The 24,028-nt window shown below is 54.6% G+C and carries 22 protein-coding genes; 4 read left to right on the plus strand and 18 right to left on the minus strand.

Annotation, left to right across the window (positions count from 1 at the left end; all coding sequences use genetic code 11):
• The 3 genes from ACLQ7H_RS08065 to ACLQ7H_RS08075 all read left to right on the plus strand — a co-directional run.
• The coding region (locus ACLQ7H_RS08065) for a molybdopterin dinucleotide binding domain-containing protein (protein WP_411752215.1) at window positions 1-924 on the plus strand (924 nt) is incomplete at its 5' end.
• On the plus strand, window positions 921-1,541 hold the full coding sequence (locus tag ACLQ7H_RS08070) for a DMSO/selenate family reductase complex B subunit (RefSeq protein WP_411752216.1): 621 nt from the start codon (window positions 921-923) through the stop codon (window positions 1,539-1,541). The genes ACLQ7H_RS08065 and ACLQ7H_RS08070, both read left to right, overlap by 4 nt.
• Window positions 1,542-1,543: 2 nt before the next feature.
• A complete protein-coding gene (locus ACLQ7H_RS08075) occupies window positions 1,544-2,392 on the plus strand; it encodes a dimethyl sulfoxide reductase anchor subunit family protein (protein ID WP_411752217.1) in 849 nt (282 codons plus the stop codon).
• A gap of 46 nt (window positions 2,393-2,438) precedes the next feature.
• Here the strand turns inward: ACLQ7H_RS08075 and ACLQ7H_RS08080 are convergent, their stop codons facing one another.
• From ACLQ7H_RS08080 to acpS, 16 genes are all read right to left on the minus strand, one after another.
• Window positions 2,439-3,482: a hypothetical protein gene (locus ACLQ7H_RS08080; protein ID WP_411752218.1), complete on the minus strand. Its 1,044-nt coding sequence runs from the start codon at window positions 3,480-3,482 to the stop codon at window positions 2,439-2,441.
• A gap of 7 nt (window positions 3,483-3,489) precedes the next feature.
• Entirely contained in the window at window positions 3,490-4,473 is a 984-nt protein-coding gene (locus tag ACLQ7H_RS08085) for an ACP S-malonyltransferase (RefSeq protein ID WP_411752219.1), read from the minus strand.
• Window positions 4,448-5,809 carry a hypothetical protein gene (locus tag ACLQ7H_RS08090; RefSeq protein ID WP_411752220.1) on the minus strand — a complete coding sequence of 454 codons (1,362 nt, stop codon included), beginning with the start codon at window positions 5,807-5,809 and terminating at the stop codon, window positions 4,448-4,450. Before ACLQ7H_RS08090 ends, ACLQ7H_RS08085 begins: the two co-directional genes overlap by 26 nt.
• Window positions 5,806-6,636 carry an outer membrane lipoprotein-sorting protein gene (locus ACLQ7H_RS08095; RefSeq protein WP_411752221.1) on the minus strand — a complete coding sequence of 277 codons (831 nt, stop codon included), beginning with the start codon at window positions 6,634-6,636 and terminating at the stop codon, window positions 5,806-5,808. Before ACLQ7H_RS08095 ends, ACLQ7H_RS08090 begins: the two co-directional genes overlap by 4 nt.
• A 23-nt stretch (window positions 6,637-6,659) precedes the next feature.
• Entirely contained in the window at window positions 6,660-7,412 is a 753-nt protein-coding gene (locus ACLQ7H_RS08100; RefSeq protein WP_411752222.1) for an SDR family oxidoreductase, read from the minus strand.
• A 19-nt stretch (window positions 7,413-7,431) separates the two neighbouring features.
• On the minus strand, window positions 7,432-8,754 hold the full coding sequence (locus ACLQ7H_RS08105; RefSeq protein WP_411752223.1) for an ABC transporter permease: 1,323 nt from the start codon (window positions 8,752-8,754) through the stop codon (window positions 7,432-7,434).
• On the minus strand, window positions 8,751-9,431 hold the full coding sequence (locus ACLQ7H_RS08110) for a hypothetical protein (RefSeq protein ID WP_411752224.1): 681 nt from the start codon (window positions 9,429-9,431) through the stop codon (window positions 8,751-8,753). The genes ACLQ7H_RS08105 and ACLQ7H_RS08110 overlap by 4 nt, the downstream gene beginning before the upstream one ends.
• A complete protein-coding gene (locus tag ACLQ7H_RS08115; protein ID WP_411752225.1) occupies window positions 9,412-10,122 on the minus strand; it encodes an ABC transporter ATP-binding protein in 711 nt (236 codons plus the stop codon). Before ACLQ7H_RS08115 ends, ACLQ7H_RS08110 begins: the two co-directional genes overlap by 20 nt.
• Before the next feature lie 85 nt (window positions 10,123-10,207).
• On the minus strand, window positions 10,208-11,260 hold the full coding sequence (locus tag ACLQ7H_RS08120; RefSeq protein WP_411752226.1) for a hypothetical protein: 1,053 nt from the start codon (window positions 11,258-11,260) through the stop codon (window positions 10,208-10,210).
• Window positions 11,247-12,482, minus strand: coding sequence for a beta-ketoacyl synthase N-terminal-like domain-containing protein (locus tag ACLQ7H_RS08125; protein ID WP_411752227.1), 1,236 nt, complete (start codon window positions 12,480-12,482; stop codon window positions 11,247-11,249). Before ACLQ7H_RS08125 ends, ACLQ7H_RS08120 begins: the two co-directional genes overlap by 14 nt.
• A complete protein-coding gene (locus tag ACLQ7H_RS08130; RefSeq protein ID WP_411752228.1) occupies window positions 12,479-15,037 on the minus strand; it encodes a beta-ketoacyl synthase N-terminal-like domain-containing protein in 2,559 nt (852 codons plus the stop codon). The genes ACLQ7H_RS08125 and ACLQ7H_RS08130 overlap by 4 nt, the downstream gene beginning before the upstream one ends.
• Window positions 15,038-15,106: 69 nt before the next feature.
• Window positions 15,107-16,303, minus strand: coding sequence for an aminomethyl transferase family protein (locus tag ACLQ7H_RS08135; protein WP_411752229.1), 1,197 nt, complete (start codon window positions 16,301-16,303; stop codon window positions 15,107-15,109).
• On the minus strand, window positions 16,300-16,623 hold the full coding sequence (locus ACLQ7H_RS08140) for an acyl carrier protein (protein ID WP_411752230.1): 324 nt from the start codon (window positions 16,621-16,623) through the stop codon (window positions 16,300-16,302). The genes ACLQ7H_RS08135 and ACLQ7H_RS08140 overlap by 4 nt, the downstream gene beginning before the upstream one ends.
• A 47-nt stretch (window positions 16,624-16,670) precedes the next feature.
• Window positions 16,671-17,231, minus strand: a complete 561-nt coding sequence (locus ACLQ7H_RS08145) for a 3-hydroxyacyl-ACP dehydratase FabZ family protein (protein WP_411752231.1) — start codon at window positions 17,229-17,231, stop codon at window positions 16,671-16,673.
• Window positions 17,232-17,247: 16 nt separating this feature from the next.
• Complete coding sequence (locus tag ACLQ7H_RS08150) at window positions 17,248-18,003, minus strand: SDR family oxidoreductase (RefSeq protein WP_411752232.1); 756 nt, start codon at window positions 18,001-18,003, stop codon at window positions 17,248-17,250.
• Window positions 18,004-18,024: 21 nt separating this feature from the next.
• Window positions 18,025-18,393: a holo-ACP synthase gene (acpS, locus tag ACLQ7H_RS08155; RefSeq protein WP_411752233.1), complete on the minus strand. Its 369-nt coding sequence runs from the start codon at window positions 18,391-18,393 to the stop codon at window positions 18,025-18,027.
• Between the two features lie 835 nt (window positions 18,394-19,228).
• Here acpS and ACLQ7H_RS08160 point away from each other — a divergent pair.
• Window positions 19,229-20,350, plus strand: a complete 1,122-nt coding sequence (locus ACLQ7H_RS08160; RefSeq protein ID WP_411752234.1) for an OmpA family protein — start codon at window positions 19,229-19,231, stop codon at window positions 20,348-20,350.
• Window positions 20,351-20,357: 7 nt separating this feature from the next.
• On the opposite strand, the gene ACLQ7H_RS08165 is transcribed toward ACLQ7H_RS08160, so the two are convergent.
• Both ACLQ7H_RS08165 and mrdA read right to left on the minus strand, forming a co-directional pair.
• Window positions 20,358-22,076, minus strand: coding sequence for a penicillin-binding transpeptidase domain-containing protein (locus ACLQ7H_RS08165; protein WP_411752235.1), 1,719 nt, complete (start codon window positions 22,074-22,076; stop codon window positions 20,358-20,360).
• 303 nt (window positions 22,077-22,379) lie between these two features.
• Window positions 22,380-24,028 (minus strand): penicillin-binding protein 2 (gene mrdA / locus ACLQ7H_RS08170; RefSeq protein WP_411752236.1); only part of this gene is annotated, 1,649 nt, incomplete at its 5' end.

Below are 24,028 nucleotides of genomic sequence, written 5' to 3' on the forward strand. Positions count from 1 at the left end.
GTGTTGGCCGATGAGTCCAAAATCGAATTTATTGTGCAAAGCGATCTCTATCTGACGACCAGCGCCAAATATGCCGATGTTCTACTGCCCGAAACCAGCTTTATGGAACGTTGGAATATCGGCGAAACCTGGGGAACAGCGAACTATTTGATCTTGTCAGAAAAGCTGATCGAACCTGAATTTGAACGCCGTTCCGATTACGACTGGATCCGTGAAGTGGCACAGAAACTGGGCGTGGAGCAGGAGTTCAGCCTCGGACGCAGCGAGAAGGAGTGGATCGTGCAGATCTGGGAAAACTCCCGTAAGGCCATGCCCGATGAGCATTTGCCGACGTTTGAGGAGCTGCTGGTGCAGCGCCGCCACCTGTTCAAAGGCAAGCCGCATATTGCCTTTGCCGATAACATTCGTGATCCACAAAACCACCCGTTCCCGACGCCGTCAGGAAAGATCGAGATTTTCTCCAAGCGTCTGTATGACATGCACCACCCGGAAATTCCGGCGCTGTCCCACTATGTACCTGCTCATGAGGGGCCGGAAGACCCACTGGCAGCCAAATACCCGCTGCAGTTGATCACCTGGAAAGGCAAGAATCGGGCTAACTCCACCCAATATGTCAACCCGTGGTTACAAGAGGTGCAGACACAAAAACTGTGGATCAACCCGGCAGATGCCAGCCAACGCCGTATTGCACAAGGGGACTACGTGCGTATCCACAACGATCGCGGCGTAACGCTGGTTCCGGCAGAGGTTACCCAGCGTATCATGCCTGGCGTGGTCGCATTGCAAGCCGGAGCCTGGTGGCAGCCTGATGCCAACGGCGTCGATCACGGCGGCTGTGCCAACGTGCTTAGCTCTGCGCGGATCACCGCGTTGGCGAAAGGCAATTCTCACCAAACGATGCTTGTGGAGGTTGCCAAAGCATGAGTAAATTTATCGAGTATGCTCCTGTCAGCGATCGTCAGCTTGGGTTCTATATTGACTCCTCGCGCTGTTCCGGCTGCAAGGCCTGCCAGGTCGCCTGTAAAGACAAGAATAACCTGGACGTCGGGCGGCGTTTTCGCCGCATTTATGAAGTCAAAGGCGGTGGTTTTGTCTCCACCGGCCAGGGTGGTTTCCATAACAACGTGTACGCCTATACCCTGTCGATTTCCTGTAACCACTGCCAGGATCCGATCTGTACGGTGAACTGCCCAACCACCGCGATGCATAAACGCCCCGGTGATGGCATCGTGCGCGTCAACACCGATAAGTGCATCGGCTGCGGCTATTGTGCCTGGTCGTGCCCATACGGCGCACCTCAGCTCAACGAGACTACCGGCCAGATGTCAAAGTGCGATTTTTGCATCGATTTACAGGCTGCTGGGGAACAACCTATCTGCGTTACAACCTGCCCGTTGGGAGCCATCAAGTTTGGCCCCATTGATGAACTACGAGCAAAATATGGTGACCTGTGTGATGTGCAGGGTCTGCCTGACTCCGCCCTTACTCACCCTAATCTGGTCGTCAAAGCGCATCAAGGTGCAGAACAGGGGAGTAAATAATCATGCACGAATGGCCACTTATCATTTTCACCCTGCTGGTACAAGCCTCTGTCGGTATTACTTTGTTCACCACCTTTAACCTGGTGGTGGCCAAGTCTGGGCTGGACGGTCAGGAAAAGCGGCGTTATGCGCTGCCTTTTATGCTGATCGCCTTGATCGCCGGAGCGCTGGGTCTGATGGTTTCAACCGCCCATCTGGGCTATCCGCTGAATGCGTTTCACGCCTTGCGGCATGTGGAAAGCTCCTGGCTGAGCCGTGAAATCATCTTTGCCAGCCTGTATCTGGCATTTTTAGGGCTTGGGACACTGATTGCCCTGATCTCAAAACGGCTGTCGCTCGCGTTGCTGCTGGTTGCCTCGTTGCTGGGGATCGTCGACGTATTCTGCATGAGTGCCATCTATGTTCACAGCTCGGTGGTGACGTGGATGCATGTTAACACCTACCTGATGTTCTTTGGTTCGGTACTCAGCCTGGGCGCGGTAGCCAGCCTGTGGTCGCTCGCAGTTCGCCCCAATCTGCCCTCTCAGTTGGTGAGAAAACTGGCGATAACGGCGATAGCCTTGCTAATTGCCATCACGCTGTGCCGCCTGCTGGCGCAACCCATGTATATGGAATACCTGGCCTCGGCGCAAAATAGTGACGTTGTCACCTTCCCTCATCAACCGTTGGCCGCATTTGCTCAGTTGGCCAGCCTGCGTTTGGCCGCGTGGGTCGTATTGATCGCTGGCGTGTGCGCACTGTCACTCTGTTGGCGTTCCCACAGCATCAACAAGCGGTTGCTCACCTTGGGTAGCGGGTTAATTGTGGTAGCTGAAATACTGTTGCGCACTGGTTTCTTTAATATCCAATAACCACCGTCTTTTCTAGTAACTTGGGGGGCTTAACGCCCCCCATTCACTACTTCATCGTTTTGGCATAGTTATTGGCATGCACCTCATGGCGCTTACGCATTTCCAGCGCGTCGTGGAAGTTGCTATACAAGGTCTGATAGCGCTCCAGGCAGTAAACGCCCAGTAGCGGCAACAGTGCACAGAGATACAGCGGGATAAACTGTGGCGTGACCTGCAATGTCGCAAAAATCAGGCAGATTGTTATGCTCCAAAGCTGCGAGGCCAGCAACCAAATCAGGCCACGGCGCCAGACCGTCAGTTTGCCGGTAAATGTCCAGGGAGTAATAGGCGCAGCGCTGGCATCCAAGCTGCCATTGAGTAGCTCGCCAAACAGCACATAGCGCCGTGAACGGCCAGCGAATGCCAGCATAAACAGCATCACCACCCCCATCAGGATCATAAATGCAATGATAAACGCCGGATCTGCATAGCCAACGGCCAGGCTAAACGCGGGCTTGCGGGCAATCGGTAAAACCAGGGCAAAATTGATCAGCAGGCTTAGCAGCAAGTCTTCTGCCACACAGCTTGGCAGGCGGCGCAACCGTGGGCGATAAGTCTCTGGCTCGCCGTGGGATTTCAGCGCCAACAGGATATTGAACGGAATGGATTTATTCAGTTGCACCAACATCAATGCAGGTAACACCACCACGCCTAGCAGCGCGATCAAGGCATAACGCCAATCTGGACCTGCCAACCAACTCAGGCTACTGAGCGCTGCCACCAGGCATAGAGTCACCAGAGAGGCACCAAAAGGCCGGTAAAGCAATTTGGCCCAGCCCTCTGTTCTACGTTGCGCATAGCTCGTCAGCACCTCAGGGGCTTCAAAGACCCGCATCGTATATATGCTGTACGTCCAATAGCCCCGGCCATCGCGCATCATGCCCCAGACAATGGACAATGAAATCGCCCCCAGCCCGGCAATCATCTCCAGCAACGTAATATCAACAGCGTTACGGATCAGTGACGAGGTCAACACGGCGGAGATCAGCACCACGGGAACCGTGGCTGCCCGTAGGTATTTTTTGCTGAAGCTAGCAAATGTTGGGATCATGGCACCCTTACCCCGCCTGTTGAACACGGCTGCCAGCGAGATGGTAATAGTGCTGAATATGGTAATCCTCCGCCGGGCCATAATGCTCCGCCAGCAAGTGGCTGAGTATTTTCTTGTTACTGATCTCCAGATAGCGCCGATGCCCCATCTGTGCCCAGCGATCCATGCTTTCACGCCAGCGCACGGTATTAATCAGGTGCAGCGCCAGGTTCTCCTTGATCTGCGCCACGCTATATTCTGCGATGCCGCTGCTGTTCATGATCACCGGGCAGACCGGGGAGGAGAAAGGTAAATCGGCCAGGGCCAGACGCATCTGCTCCACCCCTGCTGCCATCAACGGCGTATGCCAGGCACCGTTGACACCCAGCTTGAGGGTATTCACGCCGGAGCGGGCCAGATGATTCACCAGGGTTTTAACCGCAGTCAACTCCCCGCCAACCACTTGCTGCTGGTGCCCGTTATCGCAGCACACGTTCAGTACCTCCCCCAACCCCATCTCATCGATCTGGTCACGTAGCGCATCGTGACTGTAAGGTTTGACCACGTACATCGCTCCTTTGCGCTGCTCGGCCAGGTTTTGCATGATGGTAGCGCGCAGCGTAATCGCGCGGAACAGGGTTTCCAGATCCATCACACCCGCAGCATACAACGCAGTGTATTCCCCGGCACTGTGCCCGGCATAACCGGTTTCCAACACATCACCATGCTCGCGCAACGCGGTCAGCATAGCGGCATTAACCGTCGTGACGGCCAATTGCTGATAGACGGTTTTAGTCAGGCGCGTCATTGGCCCTTTCAGGCACAGCTTACGCACGTCTACCCCAGAGACATCGCTGGCGCAGTCCCACACGGCGGTCGTTCCCGGTGAGATATCGCAAACATCGCTGCCCATACCAATGGCCGGAGAGCCTTGCCCCGGGAAGATCATCATCCAACCGTCTGCCGGGTTAGTCGCGGTGGTTGTCTTACCAATTGATTCGCATACCTGCATAAATATTTCCTTTTTCGCCGAAGGTGCCAAATTCACTCTCTTTACTGCCAAAGCTGGCCGCCGCGCCGCTATAAAGCTCAAGATTGTTCTTGAGCGGTGTGGTCAGGTGCACATTCAGCACGTGGCTGCCATCCACCAGATTGACCATGCCGGAGATCGACCAATCGATACTGCCAACCTGTTCTTTATTGGTACGGGTATAGAGAGTGAGGTAGTGTTTGCCGAGCAGATTGCCGCCACGCCCGACGTTATCGGTTTCTGCCGCCATCATGCGGGAGTACTGTTGGAACTCTGGAGGGGGCTTTACGCCAAACCCACCATTAAAGAAGCGGATAGTATCGAAATTGTCTTGCCACTGGCTGCGGCTATAGCCCTGGCTCTGGCCATAATATTCCGCACCGTATTCGGTTTGATCGGCAGTGGTGTAACGCAGGCCAACGCCGATATCCGCTTGCGCACCGCTGGAGCGGATTTTGTACGGTTCCCGCTCATTGCGTACCACGGCAGCACTGTCCAAATGGCGCCAGGTCTGCCCATGGGATACCGAGCCTTCTACGCTGAGGATCAGGTTATCCGTCAGGTTGCCGCTGGTGCCTAACGCCAGCGTTTTCTGGTTGCCGGTCAAGAGGGAAAAAGTGGGGTTAAACGCCGCTAAACCGGTCGCCGTATAGCTGGCGTAATAGCGGTCGGTGCTGTTGGTGCGCAGCACGGCATCCCATTCCGACCCCGCTTCCTGACGCTGGTCGTTGCGCTTGAGGCGTGGAAAGGCCGCCAGCGTGTAGGTGCCTTCATTGCGGTACAACGAACTGCTGACACCATAAGCTCCTTCTTCATAGAAATTGCGCCAGCGATCCCCCAAGCCAAATACGCGTACGCTACGCATATTGCCGCTGATATTGCGCAGCAGATCGAGAGGTGCGACAGAGAACAGATAGCCACTGGTCTTACGCACTTTGCCCGCATCGATATACAGATTGTCCCTGGCCGCCCAACTGACGACAGCCTCGTTGAGGATGCCCAAGCCCTGGTGACGTTTATCCTCCAGGGATCCTGGTTGATGAGCCTGCAGGACATATTCTCCGCTGGCCTGTGCCTTGGCGCTGAGGGTTTCCGTCAACGTGCAGCGCCCCACGCTGGAAAGGTACAGATTGGCAATCACGTTGTTACGAAATGGGGGATCCTCAGACTGCCACAGCGAATCGGAGGTATGAGAGGAGATCCCCTCAATACCTGCATAACCGCGCTGGATCTGACAATCCACGGCCCAACTGCCGCCGCTGTAGGTTCCCGCCAACAGCAAAATCCCGCTAAAGGGAAGCCGGGCCACCCTGCTCATCCATTTAATCTCAACAGGTACTCTTTCTGGAAATGGCTCTCGGGAAGCGATTCCAGCCTGACGTTGCTATAGCGCATGGTGGTGTAATTATCCTTGCGCAACGCATCCACCACCACGATGGTCGTCGGGCGCATCTGGCCCAGCACTTGCTGATAGTCACGGTAGTACGAACGTTTGAGTAATACTCCATCTGCAGACAGGAAATCAGCCTGGTGAGGGAAACCGGTTTCTTTTTCCACCCAATAGTTGATTGCCGGATAGGTCACATAAGGCCAGCGGCGCTGCAACACAAGCTGGTAACAGATCTGCTCCCCACAGGCCTCTTCGCCAACCAGCGTGGAGATATAGGAGTAGTCAAAGTCGGCGGCGACCACGTCACCATTGGATACCTGGCCCAGTAAGCGCTGCTGGGGTGATATCGGGATCGGGCGCCGCAGATCCGGGGCGAAATACCACATTTTATCCAGGTCCGAGAGCAAGGCTTTGCCTTTGTCACGCACCGGCGAAACAAATCGTACCAACGCACGCGCATCCCCTTTATCTACCTGCTCGGAAGGTTTGTAAAAGCGCATGGAGATATCCAGCACCTGCTGGTTCTCCGTCACATCACGCCCGCCTTTATGCTCAAGCAACGTCAGTGTGTAGCGGAAAGGTTGATCGGGAGCACGTACGCGATCGGCACGGCGAATAATCTCGCGGGCACGCTGATCCTGTTGGGTCAGGCTGCTTAACCGATCGCGATCCAGCGTGAGGGGCGGTTGATCTGCCGCCTGAAGCGGACCAGAGAGACCCAACAGCACCAGGTATCCCGTTATTTTACGTTTCATCTGGACGTCCTTGTGTAGAAAACTTATGCCTCAAGCATGAGGCCGAGATCGGCGATAATAGTGCTGCCACGTATCGCGCTAGACTGGTCAGAGACCAGAAACGCCGTAATATTGGCGACTTCCTCAGGCTCAACCAACCAGCGGCGCGGCCCACTGTTGTGGCGTTGGAACAGCTCTGGCCACAGCCCTTCCAGGAACGGGGTCATATCGGTCTGCACCATCCCGGCACAGATGCCGTTGACGCGAATATTGCGGTCATACAGCTCGACTTCCAGATAGCTCACCAGATTCTCAAGCGCCGATTTGGCGATGCCAAGCGGGTATTTATGTAGCACGCGCTGGCTGCCGAGGCTGGAGATCGCACAGATCGTCCCGCCCTGAGTCATCATCGGTACCACTTCCTGTACGCAGGCGGTATTGCCGATCAGGTTGGTGTTGAACAGCAGTTTCCAATCATTGCGCGTCATATCCATAAAAGATTTGAACGGCGCGGCGGCGGCGTTCAGCACCAGATGGTCGATACGCTCAATCCCCTGCTGCCGCAGTTTTTTCACCATCTCACTGATATCGCGGGTCTCGGCGATATCCGCCTTGGCCAACGTCACCTTCACCCTGGTTTCCGTCGTCATAAAACGTTGCAGGTTGGCAGCACTTTTGCCCTGATCCTTACGGTAGTTGAGGATCAGGTCATAGCCCTCCTGCGCCAGCTTTTCAGCGATCGCCATACCAATGCCACGACCAGCGCCGGTGATAAGTACGGTTTGTCCTTTTGACATGTATTTTCTCCCTGAGGGTTTAAACAAAGCGGAATGCTTGCGCGATAACCAGTTTTGATGCCCGGCGAGCCGGAATAATTGACGCGATCAATGCCGTGACCAGCGGTAACGCGCAGGAGAACCAGAACAGGTTGATATCCTGATCCCACAGCACAAAGGCCAGATAACCCTCGGTATAACCCGGTGAAGGTGGCATCGGTATGCCATTGATATTGATCAGCGTTGCGATGAGCACGCCGAAGCCGACGCTCAGCAGCGAGCCGATAATGCCGATGATGATCCCTTCCAGCACAAACAGGCGGCCGATATAGGATTGGTTAAGGCCCAGCGCGCGCAGCGTGGCGATTTCCCGCGTACGCTCAATGACGTTCATCATCAAGGTGTTGCCGATCATAAACACCACGATGACGCTGACGATAGATTTGATAAACAGGAAGATCCCTTCAAACAGATTCACCACCTGATGATAGAAAATCGCCAGTTCATCCCAGGATCGCGCCTCCAGATTGAGGTTATGTTCAGCAATCAGCTGATTGATCCGGACCAGCACCGCATCGGTTTGTTCCGTGTCCTGCAACATGATGATGATCTTGCTGACATCGCTGGTCTGGAGTAGCCGTTGGGCGGTTTGCAGCGGCATTTTGATGGCCGTGTCGTCATATTCTTTGATACCGGATTGGAATACGCCGCGGATCTGTGAGGACATGGCATTTTGCCCCCCTTGTGGGTTCACCACCAGCATATCGACCCAATCGCCATAGCCCGCCGACAGGGCATTGGCAATCCCCGAACCGATGGTGATGTCCTGTTGCTCAACCCGTGACAGATCGCTGCCGGAGATGATTTTGTCGAGTGACCCCAACACTAACGAGGTTTGGGGTTCGATCCCTACACCGGTAAAGAAGGTGGAAGTCCCCGTGTCGTACTGGGAAATAAGGCCGGTAAACGCCAGTTGCCCGGTAATAGTAGCGATTTTCGCTGCGAGTACCTGGTCGGCCTGCAGCAGGTTTTTCACCTCATCGTAGTGACTGATGGTGTATTGCAACGAATTATTGGCTCCACTGCCGAGATAACCTTTCTCATACAGCTGGATATGCCCGAGGTTGGTGCGGATGGTCTGTTCCCGCAGCGCCCAGAACGAGTAATCGACAAAGCCACCGAAGATAAATACAGCTACGCCCCCCAGCGTGATCGCCAGTAACGTAACCCCGGAACGGCGACGCTGGCGGAACAGATTCAGGAAGGTGTAACGAATATCGGTGGGCTTACGGATCGTTGTCACGATCACCACCAACAGCGCATAAACGATAATGAGGTTGGAGATCCAGAACAGGGCATTCATGGCGTCACCTCCGCCAGCGGCTGGATAATGGCGCTCAGTTCGGCAGGCGTCCACTCCGGCGCGCTGCGGCCTTTCAGCTCAGACAGACGTTTGCCCTCTTCGCCCTGCTGTGCCAATGCTGCCCAGGCCGCTTTAGCGTCGCCCCCCCGTTGGCAACTGCCCAGAGCGTGTGCCAACATCAGCGTCGTCATGGGTTTCAGATCGGCAGGCACGGCGGTGCTTTGTTGCAGATAGGCCAGATCTTTCAACGCAACTACGCAGCGGCCATGGCTGGCCGACACAAAGGCATCCATCCGGGCGCGCAGGAAACGCATCTGCCAATCGTGCTCATCGCTTTCCGCCGCTTCGTCGATATAAAAGAAGCCCAGTTTTGAGGATTCTGCCGCACGCAGATAATTCTTCTTGGCCAGAAACTCCGTAGCCATATACAGTTGGCCGTAGCCATAAAACATCTTGGCAATCCGATAGTCCGGGTGCTGCTGATACAGCACCTGCAACTGGTCGGTGGCGCGGGTTAATTGGCTCATCGGAGCCTGAGCATTAATTTCCAGGATCGCCTGCAAACGCGGGTTACTCCGCGCTTCCAGTTGTAGCTGCGCCAGGCTGGTGGCCTGCGCCAGCCCGCTGGTCAGTAATAATATAGTGACAGCATAACTTTTAAGCCGTAAGAAAATCATTTTCCAACTCCCCATCCCTGATTTCCAACACCCGTTTTGCCCGATCGCGCAGTTGCAATGAATGGGTGGAAATAACAAACGTAGTCTTCAATTCCTGATTCATGGTGAGCAGCAGATCGACGATCTCCTGCCCGGTGCGGCTATCCAGATTGCCCGTGGGTTCGTCGGCCACGATCAGACGGGGGCGTTTCACCAACGCTCGGGCGATCGCCACCCGCTGCTGTTGCCCGCCGGAAAGCTCGCCCGGCGGGCGTTTGTAGTGCGCCGCCAGCCCGACTTTCTCGATCATGTCCATCACCTGATCCTTTGCTACACGGCGGCTAAAACCGTTGAGCATCAGCGGGTAATACACGTTGTCGAACACGCTCAGCACCGGCAGCAGATTGAAGAACTGGAACACGAAGCCAATGGCGTCGGCACGCAGGCGGGCGGTTTGCCGATCGTTGAGCGTTGACAGGTCGTTACCCAGCAGATAAACCTGGCCGCCGGTGGGATAATCGATCCCGGCCATCAGATTCAGCAGCGTGCTTTTGCCACTGCCGGAAGGCCCACACAGCGCGATAAATTCGCCATCATGAATTTCAGTGGTGATCGAGTCCAATGCCACAATGGCACCCGGCCCTTTGCCGAAACGTTTGCTGGCCTGTTGCATCGACACCACGGGCAGCGGCTGCGCGGTATGTAGGGTCATGGTTTTTCCTGATGTTTTGATGGTAAATGAAAGGCCAGCGGTACGGCGGCCAACGCAATCACCCGTGGAGATAGCAAGCCCATCATCATGGCGGTGTCCCCGCGACCCAGTTCTCCAGTAGCCAGGCTCCCCCTTCACCATCGAGCACGCTCAACAGGCTATGCCCGCTAATATTGCTCTGTAACAGGTATTGCCAGGCGAGCGCCGGGTTCATACAGCCGCTGTCGCCGTAAAGCTCACTGAGCGAGACACAGGTCAGGCTGGCGGGTAATTGCTCGAATGCCTGCTGCTGCGTGGCTCGCATTGACAGTGAAGGTGGAGTGACCCCCAATACCGCGCGGGTATCGGCACCGAGATACTGGTGGTAACGGTCGGCCAGTAACGAGGCTCGCTGATACGCTGAGTCTGGCAGGAGCTGATAGTCACTCAGATGCAGAGCTACGCCTTGGCCTGACGCTTTCTTGAGGATCATGCAGCCGACACGTTCGACGCTGACCTGGCTGTTGGCGGACGTTTGCCCCCGTTGGCTTGCTGAGGGGAAACGTTGGGTTTCCGAAAATACCAACACCGGGAAACTGCGAAATTGCCCACAGATAATCACGTTATCGGCCATATTGCTGTTCAGGCAGTCCTGTGCCACCTGCAGGGCACTCATCAAACCATTGCGCTCACCGCGTAGTTTGCAGGTGAAATCCTTGATGCCGTAATCCCGCACGATGTTTTTTGGCAGAATGTCGATGCTCAATGAGTCACGCCAGCTGTTGGCATCTTCAAACACCGAGGTTTCCCCCCAGGCATCCACATAAATCAACGCATTGCGTTCATGGCGTAAACGGAACTCCCCCTTGCTGCCCAACTGTGCCACCGCCTGGGTGCAGGCAGCGCTAAGGCCGTTTAGCCAGTCACGGTAGTTGGCTTTACGTAAGGCTTCTGCAGGCAAGGTTGCTCTGTCAACGCCGAACCGCTTGAATAGCCACTGATTGCTGCCTGCCTTGGCATTAGCTTTTTTATGCAGCCAGGCCTCCCACACGTTGTACCAGCTTGGGGAAAAGCGTTGCATCGCTATTCGTGGCTCCAACAACGAGAAGCCCACCAGATTGATGGCCGTTGTGGGTACGGCTCGTTTAAGCAAGCTCATCAGCATCCTCCTGACAGCGTGAGATCACCATCGCGATGGCCGACCCATCCAGCCCAATACCTGACTTCAAGATATGAGTTCGCTCCAGTGCCAACGGTGGGCAGTCGGCATGGACGTGGATTTGCAGGCTTTCGTCGATGGGATAGCGGGAGGTCGATGCCAGCAACCGGCGTTGCTGTAACGCATCGGCAACCAGCATCAGATCCAATAATCCGCAACAGCTCACCATGTACCCCACCTGGCCTTTGTAGCTGACCACGGGAATACCCGCTTTGCCCCAGACCTTTTGCAACGCCATTGCTTCCGCTTTGTCGCTGGCGATCACGCCATTGGCATGGGGGAAGACGCAGGCAACGTCTTGCACCGTGAGGCCAGCCTCCTGGAGTGCACGCTCAAGCGTGTGCGCGATGGTGCGGAAATCCGCAGTAAAGGAACTGCTCCCCCGGGCACCGCCGCTCTGGCAAAAAACCGAACTGCGCAGGAGGATGGTTGGGTTAACATTGCGCTGACGAGCATGCTGCTCACTTTCCATGATCAGGGCGACGGAACCGGCGGTGGGCAGGATGCTGCTGTTATGATGGCTAAACGGCTGTGCCCCTCCGTCACCCAACATACCCTGTCCCCCCAGGAACATGATGTCCTGCGTCAACGTCTCTATCCAGCCAACGATCAGGGCCAGATCGGTTTCACCAGCAGCAATCGTCGCCTGGGCCAAATGGACGGCGGCTAACGCAGAGTTGCTGGCGCAATATAGCGAAATCGGTGGCCAGCTAAGCTGATAGGTCTGTGTTAAGCGCCGTGCCACTCGATCCTGAGCGTAGCTGGCGGCATGCAGCCGTTTGATTTTCGGGAAAAACAGCAGTTCTTCCTGATCGTTACGATCCTGATAGCCCAGAAAATCGGTAATATTGGCTCGCTCACCATGGCCTACCAGATAAACCCGAACGCGTTTTCCTTGCAGTTGCGCAACGTCTAATCCTGCTCCGCTCAGTGCCTGGGCAATCACCGATTGCAGGCGTTCAAAAGCCGTGCCTATCGGTTGAGATCCGGCGACATAGTGCGGGTTGCAGCTTAAGCGTAATTCCTGCCATTCACTGGCGGTGGCAAACCAGGGCTGGCTGCTGACCAACCGCTGCTTTGTCAGCCCGTTAATCAGCGCCGGAAAATCCGGCGCATAGGCACTTGTGACGCCCCAGCCGCTGAGGACGACATTCTGACTCACGCCACGTTCCTCAGCAGCACGGCATAATGGTTGCCCCCTTCCGTTGCGCCAAGTACCAACGCGTGACGTACGGTTTTCTGCAACGGTTGAGTGACAAAGGCAATATCGTCTGCGCTGAAGTCCTCGGTATATGGGATCGGCAGAATTTCACCTCGCTTCATGATCTCCGCGACCACCGCGATATTGAGGATACCGATGCAGGACTCCACCAGGCCAAACCAGGCGTTGTAGTTGACGAAAGGAATATGGCGGCTGGCTACGCCAAATGTATGGCGTACCGCGCCAATCTCAACCGCATCACGGGCCAGCGTACCGTCGCTGGTGCCACAGATCAGATCCACCTCTTCAGGTTCGATCCCGGCTTCTTGCAACGCCTGGCGAATGGCCACCGCCATAGATTCAATCCTGGCAGGCATGTCATCCTGCGCGAAGTAGCAACCATCGTTGGATTTGCCATAACCGGCAATTTCGGCGTGAATGTGGGCCCCACGATCCTGAGCGTGCTGCAAATCTTCAATCAGCAACATGCCTGCCCCCTCACCCGGGACATAACCTTTGGCGTGCTGGCTGTAGACCTTGAAATCTGCCGGATCGAGCGTCAGTTGCAGATCGTTGTTCAGCGCTTGCAGATAGACGAGAAAGGTGCTCATGTTTTCATCAGCACCACCGACAATCATTTGCGGTTGCAGGTCCTGACGAACCAACTCATAGCCGTAGGTCAGTGCCCCCAACCCGGCGTTGATACCGGTGGCCAGCGAGGTGTTATAACCCTTGATCCCTTCAGAAATGGAACAGAAAGTCGAAATGGCGTTCATCAGCGAACCGGGGAATTCTGAGGTCCGCGCTTTAGTGGGGTCCGGGTGCAGGCTTTGCAGATAACGATATACCGTTGCCTGCGGCCCTTTGGACATGCCAAGGATCATGCCAAGCGTCTGGCCATCCCGCTTGACTTTACGCCCGGCGTCCGCCATCGCCTGAGTGATGGCCAACAGGGCAAAGGTACTGATGATATTGGCTTTACGCGGGTCGAAACGGCGTAGCATTTTGCGAGGATCCAGCCCCTGTACCTGATGCACTCCGGTCGGCTTGTTCAGCTCGCTTGCTACGTCCGTCTTGCCAAAATGGCTCTGCATATAGTCAGACACTTCACGATTTTGCAGCATGGCTTCGAGTAGTTCGCGGTATTCCTGGCGGGTACTGGCATCTAGCATCAATGGATGGAGTTGCGACGGCGGCTCTTTAGCCCACATTTTTGCCAGCATATCCTGCAAGGTATGCCCTACCGCCGTCACCGCGCCCATGCCGGTGATCGCCACCCGTTTACTCTGATAGTAACTTGCCGGACTCTGCTCCGGTTTCACGCTGGCAATCAGACAGCAGTTGTTGCCGCCAAAGGCATAGTTGTTCTTCATGAACATTTTGACTTCGCCGTTCTGGAACTCGTTGGGGACGTAGTTGAGATCGCAGTTCGGGCGTGGCGTGCTGAAGTTAAGGGTGGGCAGGATCTGGTTGTCAGGCAACGTCAGGAAGCAGGCAATCATCTCGATGATCCCGGCGGAGCCGATATTGTGACCCACGTAGGCTTTAGTCGAACTTACCGGAATATCCATGATATTCGGGAAAACCTTTTTCATTGCCAGCGTTTCACAGCGGTCATTGGCCTCGGTTCCCGTGCCATGAGCGTTGATGTAGTCAATGTGCTGTGGCCCGATAGCGGCGTTTTGCATAGCATGGCGCATGACCTGCACAGCGCCGTCCCCGCGCGGATCCGGAGCGGTTTCGTGATAGGCATCGCAAGAGGTGGCATAGGACACCATTTCACCGTAGATCGTGGCCCCCCTGGCAACGGCATGCTCGTACTCTTCCAGCAGCAGTGCCCCCGCGCCTTCGCCAATCGACATTCCTGGCGTGCCGGAGAATGGGCTGGACGGCGTACGTTTCATGGCATGTAGCGCGTAGAAACCGGCAAACGTCGGCAGGTAGATAGGCTCGGTGCCCACCACCAGTACCGTAGCATTCTTGCCGTTCTGGATCAGGTCATAACCAATCCCCATCGCGTTGGTACTGGCCGTGCAGGCGGTCGCTACCAGTTCAAAACCGCCCTTTAACTCCAGCAGTGAAGAAACGATAGCGCTACAAGAAGAAAAGCTGCCGGAGACCGTGGCTTTTTTCAGCGAGAAACGTTCCATCTGGTGTTCGATCAGCGGGATATACGCCTCGGCGCCAGCAGAGGAGACCCCGATGATCAGCCCGGTTCTGTCACGGAGCTCGCCCGGGGGTAATTGCCCCTGCACCAGAGCCTCACGGCCGACCTTATAGGCCCACAGCGCGGCATTATCCAGTGAGCCGACGAGCTCCGCGGGAAGCTCGGGCCAACTCAATGGTTGTAATACCTCGGAGGCGTTCGCATCCTCGAACCTTCCGAGATACTTCTTGCTGGGTTGGATCCCGCAGGTTTTATTCAGCAGTGCCTGTTTGAATTCGGCTACGTTGGTAGCAATGGAAGAGAGGTGACCCATACCGGTGATCACCACTCGTTTGCGCGTGACTGTCATAGTGTCTTCCGTGTCAGCAAACCAGAAATCAAATGTGGATGCGCCATGTCGCCATGGCGCAACAAAACGTTATGCGGTTTCTTCCTTCAGCTTCTGCCACTCAGCCTGCTGCAACAAATCGCGTGGACGCGTGCTGTCGACATAACTGTGTTCAGAAGGGTTAATCAGGAAACTGTAGTTACGGGCGAAAGGTATCGCCGATGTTGTTACCGCGATCGGGCCGCTGGAGGTGACAACCCGGTAGGCGTCAATATCGGCCCAGGCCCAGGCGTCCGTCAGGAACAGGCGGCCCAGGCAGGCATCCAGTTCTGCCGAATAGTCACAGACGATCACTTCACCAATGCAGTTGCCTTCCAACATCACTTTGTCACCGCGTTGGGGAATGGCTTGCGGTTTACCCGCGATGGTCATCCCTACCACCCGGTGGCTGACGCCCTGCTCTACACGATCGTTCAGGCTTGCCAACCCGGTGAAACCGTCTTTGTCGTAGCGTACCGCCCACTGCATTTGCAGCACGATCGGGCAGTTCGTGTAGGCATTGAAAACATGAGGTTCCCAGCAAGGGTTTTCCAGGCGTACCAAGCGCTGGTAATTCAGCCCGCCGGCGCGCATATCGTATTTCTCCCCGGCTTCCTGCATCTGCATCCAAACGTCGGCCAGCAGGTCCTGTGGCCCCATCAGCTTGTAGGAGAACTCGCCATGCTTACCGCTGCGCAGCAGGATCAGATCGTCATCAACATGCATATGCTCCTGGAATGGCAAACCAATGACATCCATGCCATAGACCTCAGCCAGCAACTCCCAGGCGTAAGGCCCTTCAACATGCAACATGCCCCACTCTGGCGTCAGTGATTCGATTGATTCGATCTCATCAAACTCTTCTTCGTTACCCGCCAGCTTGGCACGCAGCATGTCACACAGTGTTTCACCGCTGACCCACTCCGACAGCAGCAGAAAACGTTCGTCATCGCAGGCAATATACAGATCGGTGACGATATGGCCCTGCTCGTCGAGCACCAGGCTGTACATCGCCTGTTCATCGCGGATCGATGAAACATCACCGGAAACCAGCTGATTGAGCAGCGACCAGGCACTATCTCCGCTGATGGCGGCGATACCAAAATGAGAGTAGTCAGACAACAGAATATTTTTACGTACCGCCTGGTATTCCGCCTCTGCCGCGCCATATCCCAGAGGAATGGCGACACCGTTGCGTTCTCCCATCACCGCGCCGTGCTGTTGATGAATTTCAGTGAGTTTGCTCATTCCTTGCCCGCTCCTGTTGCTGATCCGTTGGTGGTTGCCCCCTGCTTGCTAATTACAAATGAAGTCAGAGTGTTGACGCTACGCATGTAGGAAGGATCGTCCCCTTCTGTCACACGGATACCGAAGGTTTCATCAAGCAATACGATGACCTCGGTGGCATCTACCGAGTCCAGCTTCAACCCACTGCCAAACAGCGGCGTATCGTCGTCAATCTGTCTGACGTTCTGGTAAAGGTTAAGGCGCTCTATCAGGCCTGTTTTGATCTTCTCCAGCACAGACTTGCGCTGTTCAATCGTTGCATTAAGCGCGATGTTACTCATAGCGGCGTTTCTCCCTGTTAGTTAACTGGCATACCTTTGCTTTCGGTCTAGCTGCGTTCGGTGCGGAAATTGACAATGCGCCCAGCGCACACTAACGTGCGGCCAACCCGCGCTTCCACTTCGTAATGGTGGAAGCCATTGATATCGCTGAATGCCAGGCGACTATTGACTTCTACGGTATCGCCCGGTACCACCATGCTCTTGTATTTGACGTCCTGGGAAGCGAGCACGCCGAATATGCGTGCTCGCTCGGCAATCACTCGTGCCGTGCCCTCTGGCGTCTGCAACGCCCGCGAGACTTCATCGAATTTCTTCAGTGGCTGTTGGGTTTCATGCTCGTGCAACCGGCAGAAATCGTTCAGCAGACTCAAGTACTCACTGGACTGGCCAAAGATCTCAGCGATCATCACCCCAGGCATCACCGGGTTGTCTGGAAAGTGTCCTGGAATAAAGGAGTCATTAAAGGTGACGTGCTTGATCACGGTGATCGATCCCTTTTCACCCGGCGAAAAGTCTACGATGCGGTCAACCATAAAGATGGGGGCACGCCAAGCCCCCATCTTTAGCAGCAGAGTAGCCGGAACTAAACTCTTGTTATAATTAGCCATACAACATTCCTGTCGATTAACGCATCACCAGGCCACCGTCAGCCACCAGAGTCTGGCCAACGATATAGCTGGATGCGTCTGAACTTAAAAAAGCCACCACATTGGCGATCTCGTCGACTCGACCAAGACGCTTCAACGGGATGGCGGACATGACGGTGCGCACTATCTGACGCGGCACCTTTTTCACCATTCTGGATTCGATCATGCCTGGCGCCACGGCATTGACGCGGATCCCCTTGGCGGCCATTTCGTTGGCCAGGGTGCGGGTAAGGCCGATAATGCCAGCCTTGGCCGCGCTGTAATTGGTCTGGCCAAAGCTGGAGGTGATGCCGGATATCGAAGAGATATTCACCACCGTTGAATTGCGGGCATGACGCAATAATGGCAGCAACCGTTTGGTCACGGTAAAGGTGCCATACAGATTGACCTTAATAACCTGATCAAACTCTTCATACGTCAGCGCGGAAAATACGTTGTCTTTATAGATCCCGGCATTATTAATCAATACATGCACCGCATGAGCGCGTTTTTCAAGCTCGTCGGCCAGGCCAGACACCTCACTGACATCGGCAACGTTGCACTGTAAGATATGCAGGTTGTCACCCTGCGGATGGGAGGATTTTAATTTTTCCAGACCGCTATTATCATGATGGTAAATAGCGAAGACCTTTGCCTGCTGCTCGAGATATTTCTCACAAATAGCTAGGCCAATATCACCGCTGGCGCCGGTGATAACCACATTTTTCCCACCGATATCGGGATAGTGAGACATAGATATTCCCTTATTTAATAATTAACCCAATGCCGCTGCGGCAATGGCATGTGATTGACAATGAGAAATGCTCAGCGTGGCGTGAGTCAGGTTTTTTTCCTGCATCAATCTGGCGAACTCACCGCGAAAGAAATAATAAGGGCAGCCCAGACCATCGTGTCTAATTTCGATGTCATGGAACAGGATACCCAGGCGGAACCCCGTACCAAGCGCTTTCACCGCGGCTTCTTTGGCCGCCCAGAAGCCAGCCAACCGTTCGACGCTTTCGGCCAAATCCCCGAGCGCCAACTGTTCCGCCGGGGTTAACAAACGCTGTGCCAGCCCATTGCCACTACGCGTTAACGCCGTTTTTACCCGTGCGATCTCAATAATATCCACACCAAGATTCATCCGTCCCGACTCCCTTCCTCAAAGCCATTGATGCAATTTCGCGTGAAATAAAAATAGATACAGGTGGTATATTTCGACACTCAAAAGAGATTTTTTGGCGCAATTAAGTCACGGGTGATATGTTTGCCCGTAATTGTCTTTTACCCATAATTGTCTGCCGTGAATATTATCGTAAAATGTTAAATACAATCAATAAATTACTATTAAAAAACACCACTAAAGAATAAAATAGTTTTTTTGACTAATTTTTTATTATTTTATGAAATTAAAATTCATGACAACAGCCAAAATTGTTGCATGCGTCTTTTTTTTATTAATTAAGCGAGATTTTACTTTTTTTGGAATAATCCCATTTAACAGGATTTTTCGTGATAAATAAGATATGGTCAGGAATGACAGCAGAATTAACCTGGTATGCCACTTTTTATATTCCATGTGAATCAAATAGCATTGCAATGATTAATTTCCATCATGAGGATTTTAATCATAACTCTTATTGCTACCAGGCATAACACCCTCATGGGGTTACTGAGTATCGATTAAAATAAGATCGGCTCCCTAACCGGTTGGCGATGACCAGACGTTTCCTGGAAGTCCGTTTTTTCCTGCTTGCCAGTCAATTTTCAAGCAGTAATCTCTTCGGCATTTCAGGCCAGTCTGTTACCCTGCCAGACAGAGCTAGCGCCTAGGCTCACCAGCACAATCGGTCAGACTAAGAAAATTACCGAAATCACGCTGAAATATCAGATTTATCCAATGATAAATTCAGAATTTAATAAGTTGAACTGACCATACTCTGCGGTGCAGAATGCGCGCAGGTTAAATGGAGGTTCGGATGTACCAGATGGGAAATGTCATTAACCAGCAGATGGCGGCGATTTCGCCCCAGGTGCTGGCGGGGTTGGAACAAAAGCTGGCAACGGCACAGGAAAAGATCGCGCTGTGCCTTAAAGGCATGGGAGCCTTGATCCTGCAAAGCACCCGCGACTACCTGCATCGCAATGCCAATTCCCTCCGTTTCCGCCAGTTGGTCGAGCGCACTTTCCCCTTCGAATTATGCTTTCTGGATGAAGCATTGGGTAAATTCAGCCCAGCATTGCTGACGATGGTGCTTGGCCACAAATTGAAGCACCTTACCCAGCTGTTTGTGAGCTTTTATGTGCTGGAGAAACAGGTCGCCGAGCGGCTGTTTTCTGTCGCGTCCGCTCAGGTATTTGGCCTGTTGGGCCAATACCTGCGCCAACGCTCACTCCAATCACCGTCGTTAAAAGGTTGGCTCGAGTGGCAATTGCCGCAGATCGCCACAGCCCAGCCAACGGCAGTGCTCAACCAGCTACCTGCTCTTATCCCAGCCGATCCGGCGGTTTCCCGCACCGGATCGCTAGCGCCCCCCAAACGCCGTATCTGGCCGTGGCTAATGCTGGTGCTGGTATTGCTGGTATCGTTGCTGTTCTCACTGCAAGGTTTTAGCGTGCTACAACCCATGCAGGCCAGTGGCCAGAGCGATGTTAGCTACCGCCGGTTAGCCGATGGCAAGCAGCTCCTGCTGTCGCAGCGCAGCGTCGAGAACCTGCTGATCACCTACATTGAGAGCAATGCGCCCACTAGCGAAAAGCGTTGGTTTACATTAGATCGCCTGCGGTTCGACACCAGCCGCACCGAGTTAACCCCTGCGTCACAAGAACAACTGAGGAATATCGTCGATATTCTACGTGCCTACCCTAATGTGGAGATCCGGCTGGGGGGATATACCGATAAGTCGGCCAATGCACAGATGGATCTGCGTTTATCACAGGATCGTGCCGATGCGGTACGAATGGCGTTGGTCAAAATGGGGATTGGGGAAAGCCGTATCAGCGCCGAAGGTTACGGCTCGGCTTACCCCTTGGTGCCTAACGATGGCGAGGCCAATCGCGCCAAAAACCGCAGGATCGATCTGCGGGTGATTGAGAAGTAATGGCAACTCACCCCTTGGCTACCGCCACCACCTTCAACGGTTGGGCATCCGGCAAGATATTCATATGCTCCAGCACCTGTGCCATAATTTTGCCAAATACCGGCCCCGCCACCGAGCCACCAAAGTGTTTGCCTGCCTTGGGGTTATTCACCATCACCACCAGCGCCACCTGCGGATCGCTGGCCGGTGCCACGCCTGCGGTGTAGTTGATATAGCCGCCATCATACTTGCCGTTTGGCCCCATCTTCTCAGCGGTACCCGTCTTGATCGCCAAGCGATAACCAGGCACTGCGGCGCTAAGGCCGCTTCCCCCAGGCAGCGCATCGCTCTCCATCATATGCACCACGGTTTTCACCACTTCGGCGGACATGATTTGCTGCCCCATCACTGGCGGCGTCACTTTAGTAATGGAAAGCGGACGATAAACACCGAATGAACCGATGGTGGCATATTCACGCACCATCTGCAGCGGCGTGACGCGCAAACCGTAGCCAAAGGAAAAGGTGGCTCGTTCAATATCGGCCCAGCGCGCACGGTGAGCGGGTAAATAGCCGCTACTTTCGTTACCAATCCCCAGGTCGGTTGGCCGCCCAAGCCCAAAGCTACGATAAACGGCGGGCAGTACCGTGGCAGGCAGCGCCAACGCAATATGCGAAACCGCAATATCGCTGGATTTTTGCAGCACGCCGGTGATAGTCAGTTTTGACCAATGGCCCACGTCTTTGATCAGATGGCCGTTCACCGTATAAGGCGTGGTGTCCAGCACGGTATCTGGCCGGATCAGTTTGTGGTCCAACCCCACCATCACCACCACCGGTTTTACCGTCGAGCCTGGCTCAAAGCTGTCGCTGCTACAGACGTTATGAATGTCTTTCACCGGCGTATTGGCGTAGTTATTAGGGTTGAAGGAGGGATAGCTGGCCATACCGAGGATCTCACCGGTATTCACCTTCACCAGCACCGCACAGCCGGAGTCGGCCTGGTTAGCGATCACCCCATCGCGGATCTGCGAAAACAGCACGTACTGAATAAATTTATCGATGCTTAACGTCACGTTCGGTGGCGGCACCGGGTCGACGCTTTTGATCACGCCGATGACCGCACCGCTGCCGTCTTTCTGATAGACACGCAGACCGTTTTTACCTTGTAACAACGGGTTGAAGCCCAGCTCAATCCCTTCCAGCCCCTGATTATCCTGCCCCACAATGCCAATCAACCCGGCAGCGTCTTGCCCCATGGGATAGAAACGGCTGAAATCCTGCTCGGTGCTAACACCGGTCAGGTGTAACTTGCTGATATAGGCCGCATTGTCATCTTCCACCTTGCGCGCCAGATAGACAAAGCGCTTGCGGGCGTTGGCCTGGATCAGGTGTTGAACATCAGCGAGCGGCATTTTCAACACGTTGGCCAAACTCTGCCAGCGCTCGGTGCTGGTATCGGTTTGGGTATCAAGAATATGTTTGGGATCCAACACGATATCTTTGGAAGAGACGCTGACCGCCAGCGCTGCATCGTTACGATCGGTGATCATCGCACGGTTGGTGGGCACTACCTGGGTACGGATCGAGCGCTGGTCAGCCTGATCGGCCAACCGTTGGTGTTCCAGCAACTGTAAATAGCCCACCCGAAACATCAAGAGCAAGAAGCAGACCAACATACCTGCACAAATCCAGCCAAAACGCGCCGTCGAGTAGTTTTTACCGTTTTTCTTGGATGGGGGAGCCACTGTTTACCCTGCGTTTTTATACCCGTCGCCTTTCAAGCTGCAGCGTTGTTACCTGCACAGCTACTCGGCCCATCCATGGGCCTCACCCCTTCGGGGCCGCTGTGTACAGCGTTCAAATCTGTTCCCGACAGATTTGTCCCACCCCAGTCACTTACTAAACGTAAGTTCCTGGGGATGAGATAGCTTGTCGCCTAGCTGCAACTTGAAATTCATAGGGTAAGTACTGATGATTTATCCGCTAAGTCTAACCTGAGTCAGATTGCCAGAAGGTTGCAGTTTGTAAGAAAGTAAATACAAACGCGTTTAATGTTGCACATCTTCACTATCTCCCAGCAACGTCTGGCTACCGTCGTTATCCACCGGCGCTGGTGCATTGGCCGGGTCGAAAATATGGTCCAGGATCGCCCTGGCCGTCGGCCCTGCGACCACGCCATCCCCACCGCCGTTTTCCAGGATCAGCGCCATTGCCACCCGCGGATTTTTATACGGCGCAAACAGGGTATAGAAAATGTGGTCACGCAGGCGTACCGGGATCATTTTGGCGTTGTAAGTCTGGTTCTCTTTCAGGCTGAAAACCTGCGACGTGCCCGATTTGGCCGCGATCTGGTACGGCGCGGTATGGAACAGCTTATACCCGGTGCCGTTAGGCAGGTTCGCCATGCCATACATGCCGTTGCGGACAATCCCCCAATACGGCGATTTGGCCTCGCCAATCTGCACGGCCTGCTCTGGTGGCTGGTAGCGTTCGACTTGCCGGCCCCGTTTCATGGAGTACAACAGATGCGGCGTTTTCACCCTGCCGCTATTGATCAACGTGGTCAGTGCTTTCACCATCTGGATCGGCGTAGCTACCCAATAACCCTGGCCAATCCCCACCGAGACAGTATCGCCCTGGTACCAGCCTTTCTTGTGAACCCGCTGCTTCCATTCCCGGCTCGGCAGCACGCCGCGATATTCCTCGTTCAGATCGATCCCCGTCGCCTGGCCATAGCCAAACTGGCTGAGCCACTGATGGATCCGGTCGATCCCCATCTCATAGGCAACCTGATAGAAGAAAGTATCGGCCGATTCCTCGATCGCCTTGGTGACGTTCAGCAGGCCGTGCCCGGTTTTCAACCAGTCGCGATAGCGGCGCTGCGTTCCCGGCAAGGTCCAGGTGGGTGCACCAAAGAAAGTGGTGGTTGGGGTGATGACACCGGCAAACAGTGCCGATATCGCCATATACGGCTTTACCGTGGAGGCTGGCGGGTATAACCCCTGAGTCACGCGGTTAATCAGCGGTAAATCCGGATTGCTGAGCAGCGACTTGTAGGCCTGATAGCCAATCCCTTTGACGAACGGATTGGGATCGTAGCTAGGGCTGGAGACCATCGCCAGAATGCCTCCATCGCGCGGATCGGCGACTACAACCGCCGCCCTTTGCCCTTTGAGCACACTTTCGATGTACTGTTGCAGGTGCAGATCGAGCGTCAGATAGATATCTTTGCCCGCCTGGGGCGGTTGTTCCTTCAGCAGGCGAACGATACGGCCGTGGTTATCCACCTCCACTTCCTGATAGCCAGTAGTGCCGTGTAACTCTTTCTCGTAATAGGCTTCCAGCCCCTGTTTGCCAATATTGTGGTCGGCCGCATAGTTTTGCGTCAGGCCCTGCTGCTCCAGCTTTTTGACGTCGCTATCATTAATACGCGAGACGTACCCTACCACGTGCGCCAACTGCGCCCCGTAAGGATATTGCCGCTGCTGGTAGGTCTCGATGGTCACACCGTCAAAGCGATATTGGTTTACCGCAAAGCGGGCCACCTCGGTTTCACTCAGCCCGGCCTTTAGCGTAACGGGTTTATAGCGGCTATTGTGGTGCATATCGTCACGGAAGGCGGCGATGTCGTCCGGCGTTAAATCGACGATAGGCGTCAGGTCTTGCAGCAACGTAGCCATGTCGGCGATTTTGCTGG

Origin of the sequence: Serratia sp. (in: enterobacteria), assembly GCF_046715635.1 — a bacterium.
GTDB lineage: Bacteria > Pseudomonadota > Gammaproteobacteria > Enterobacterales > Enterobacteriaceae > Chania.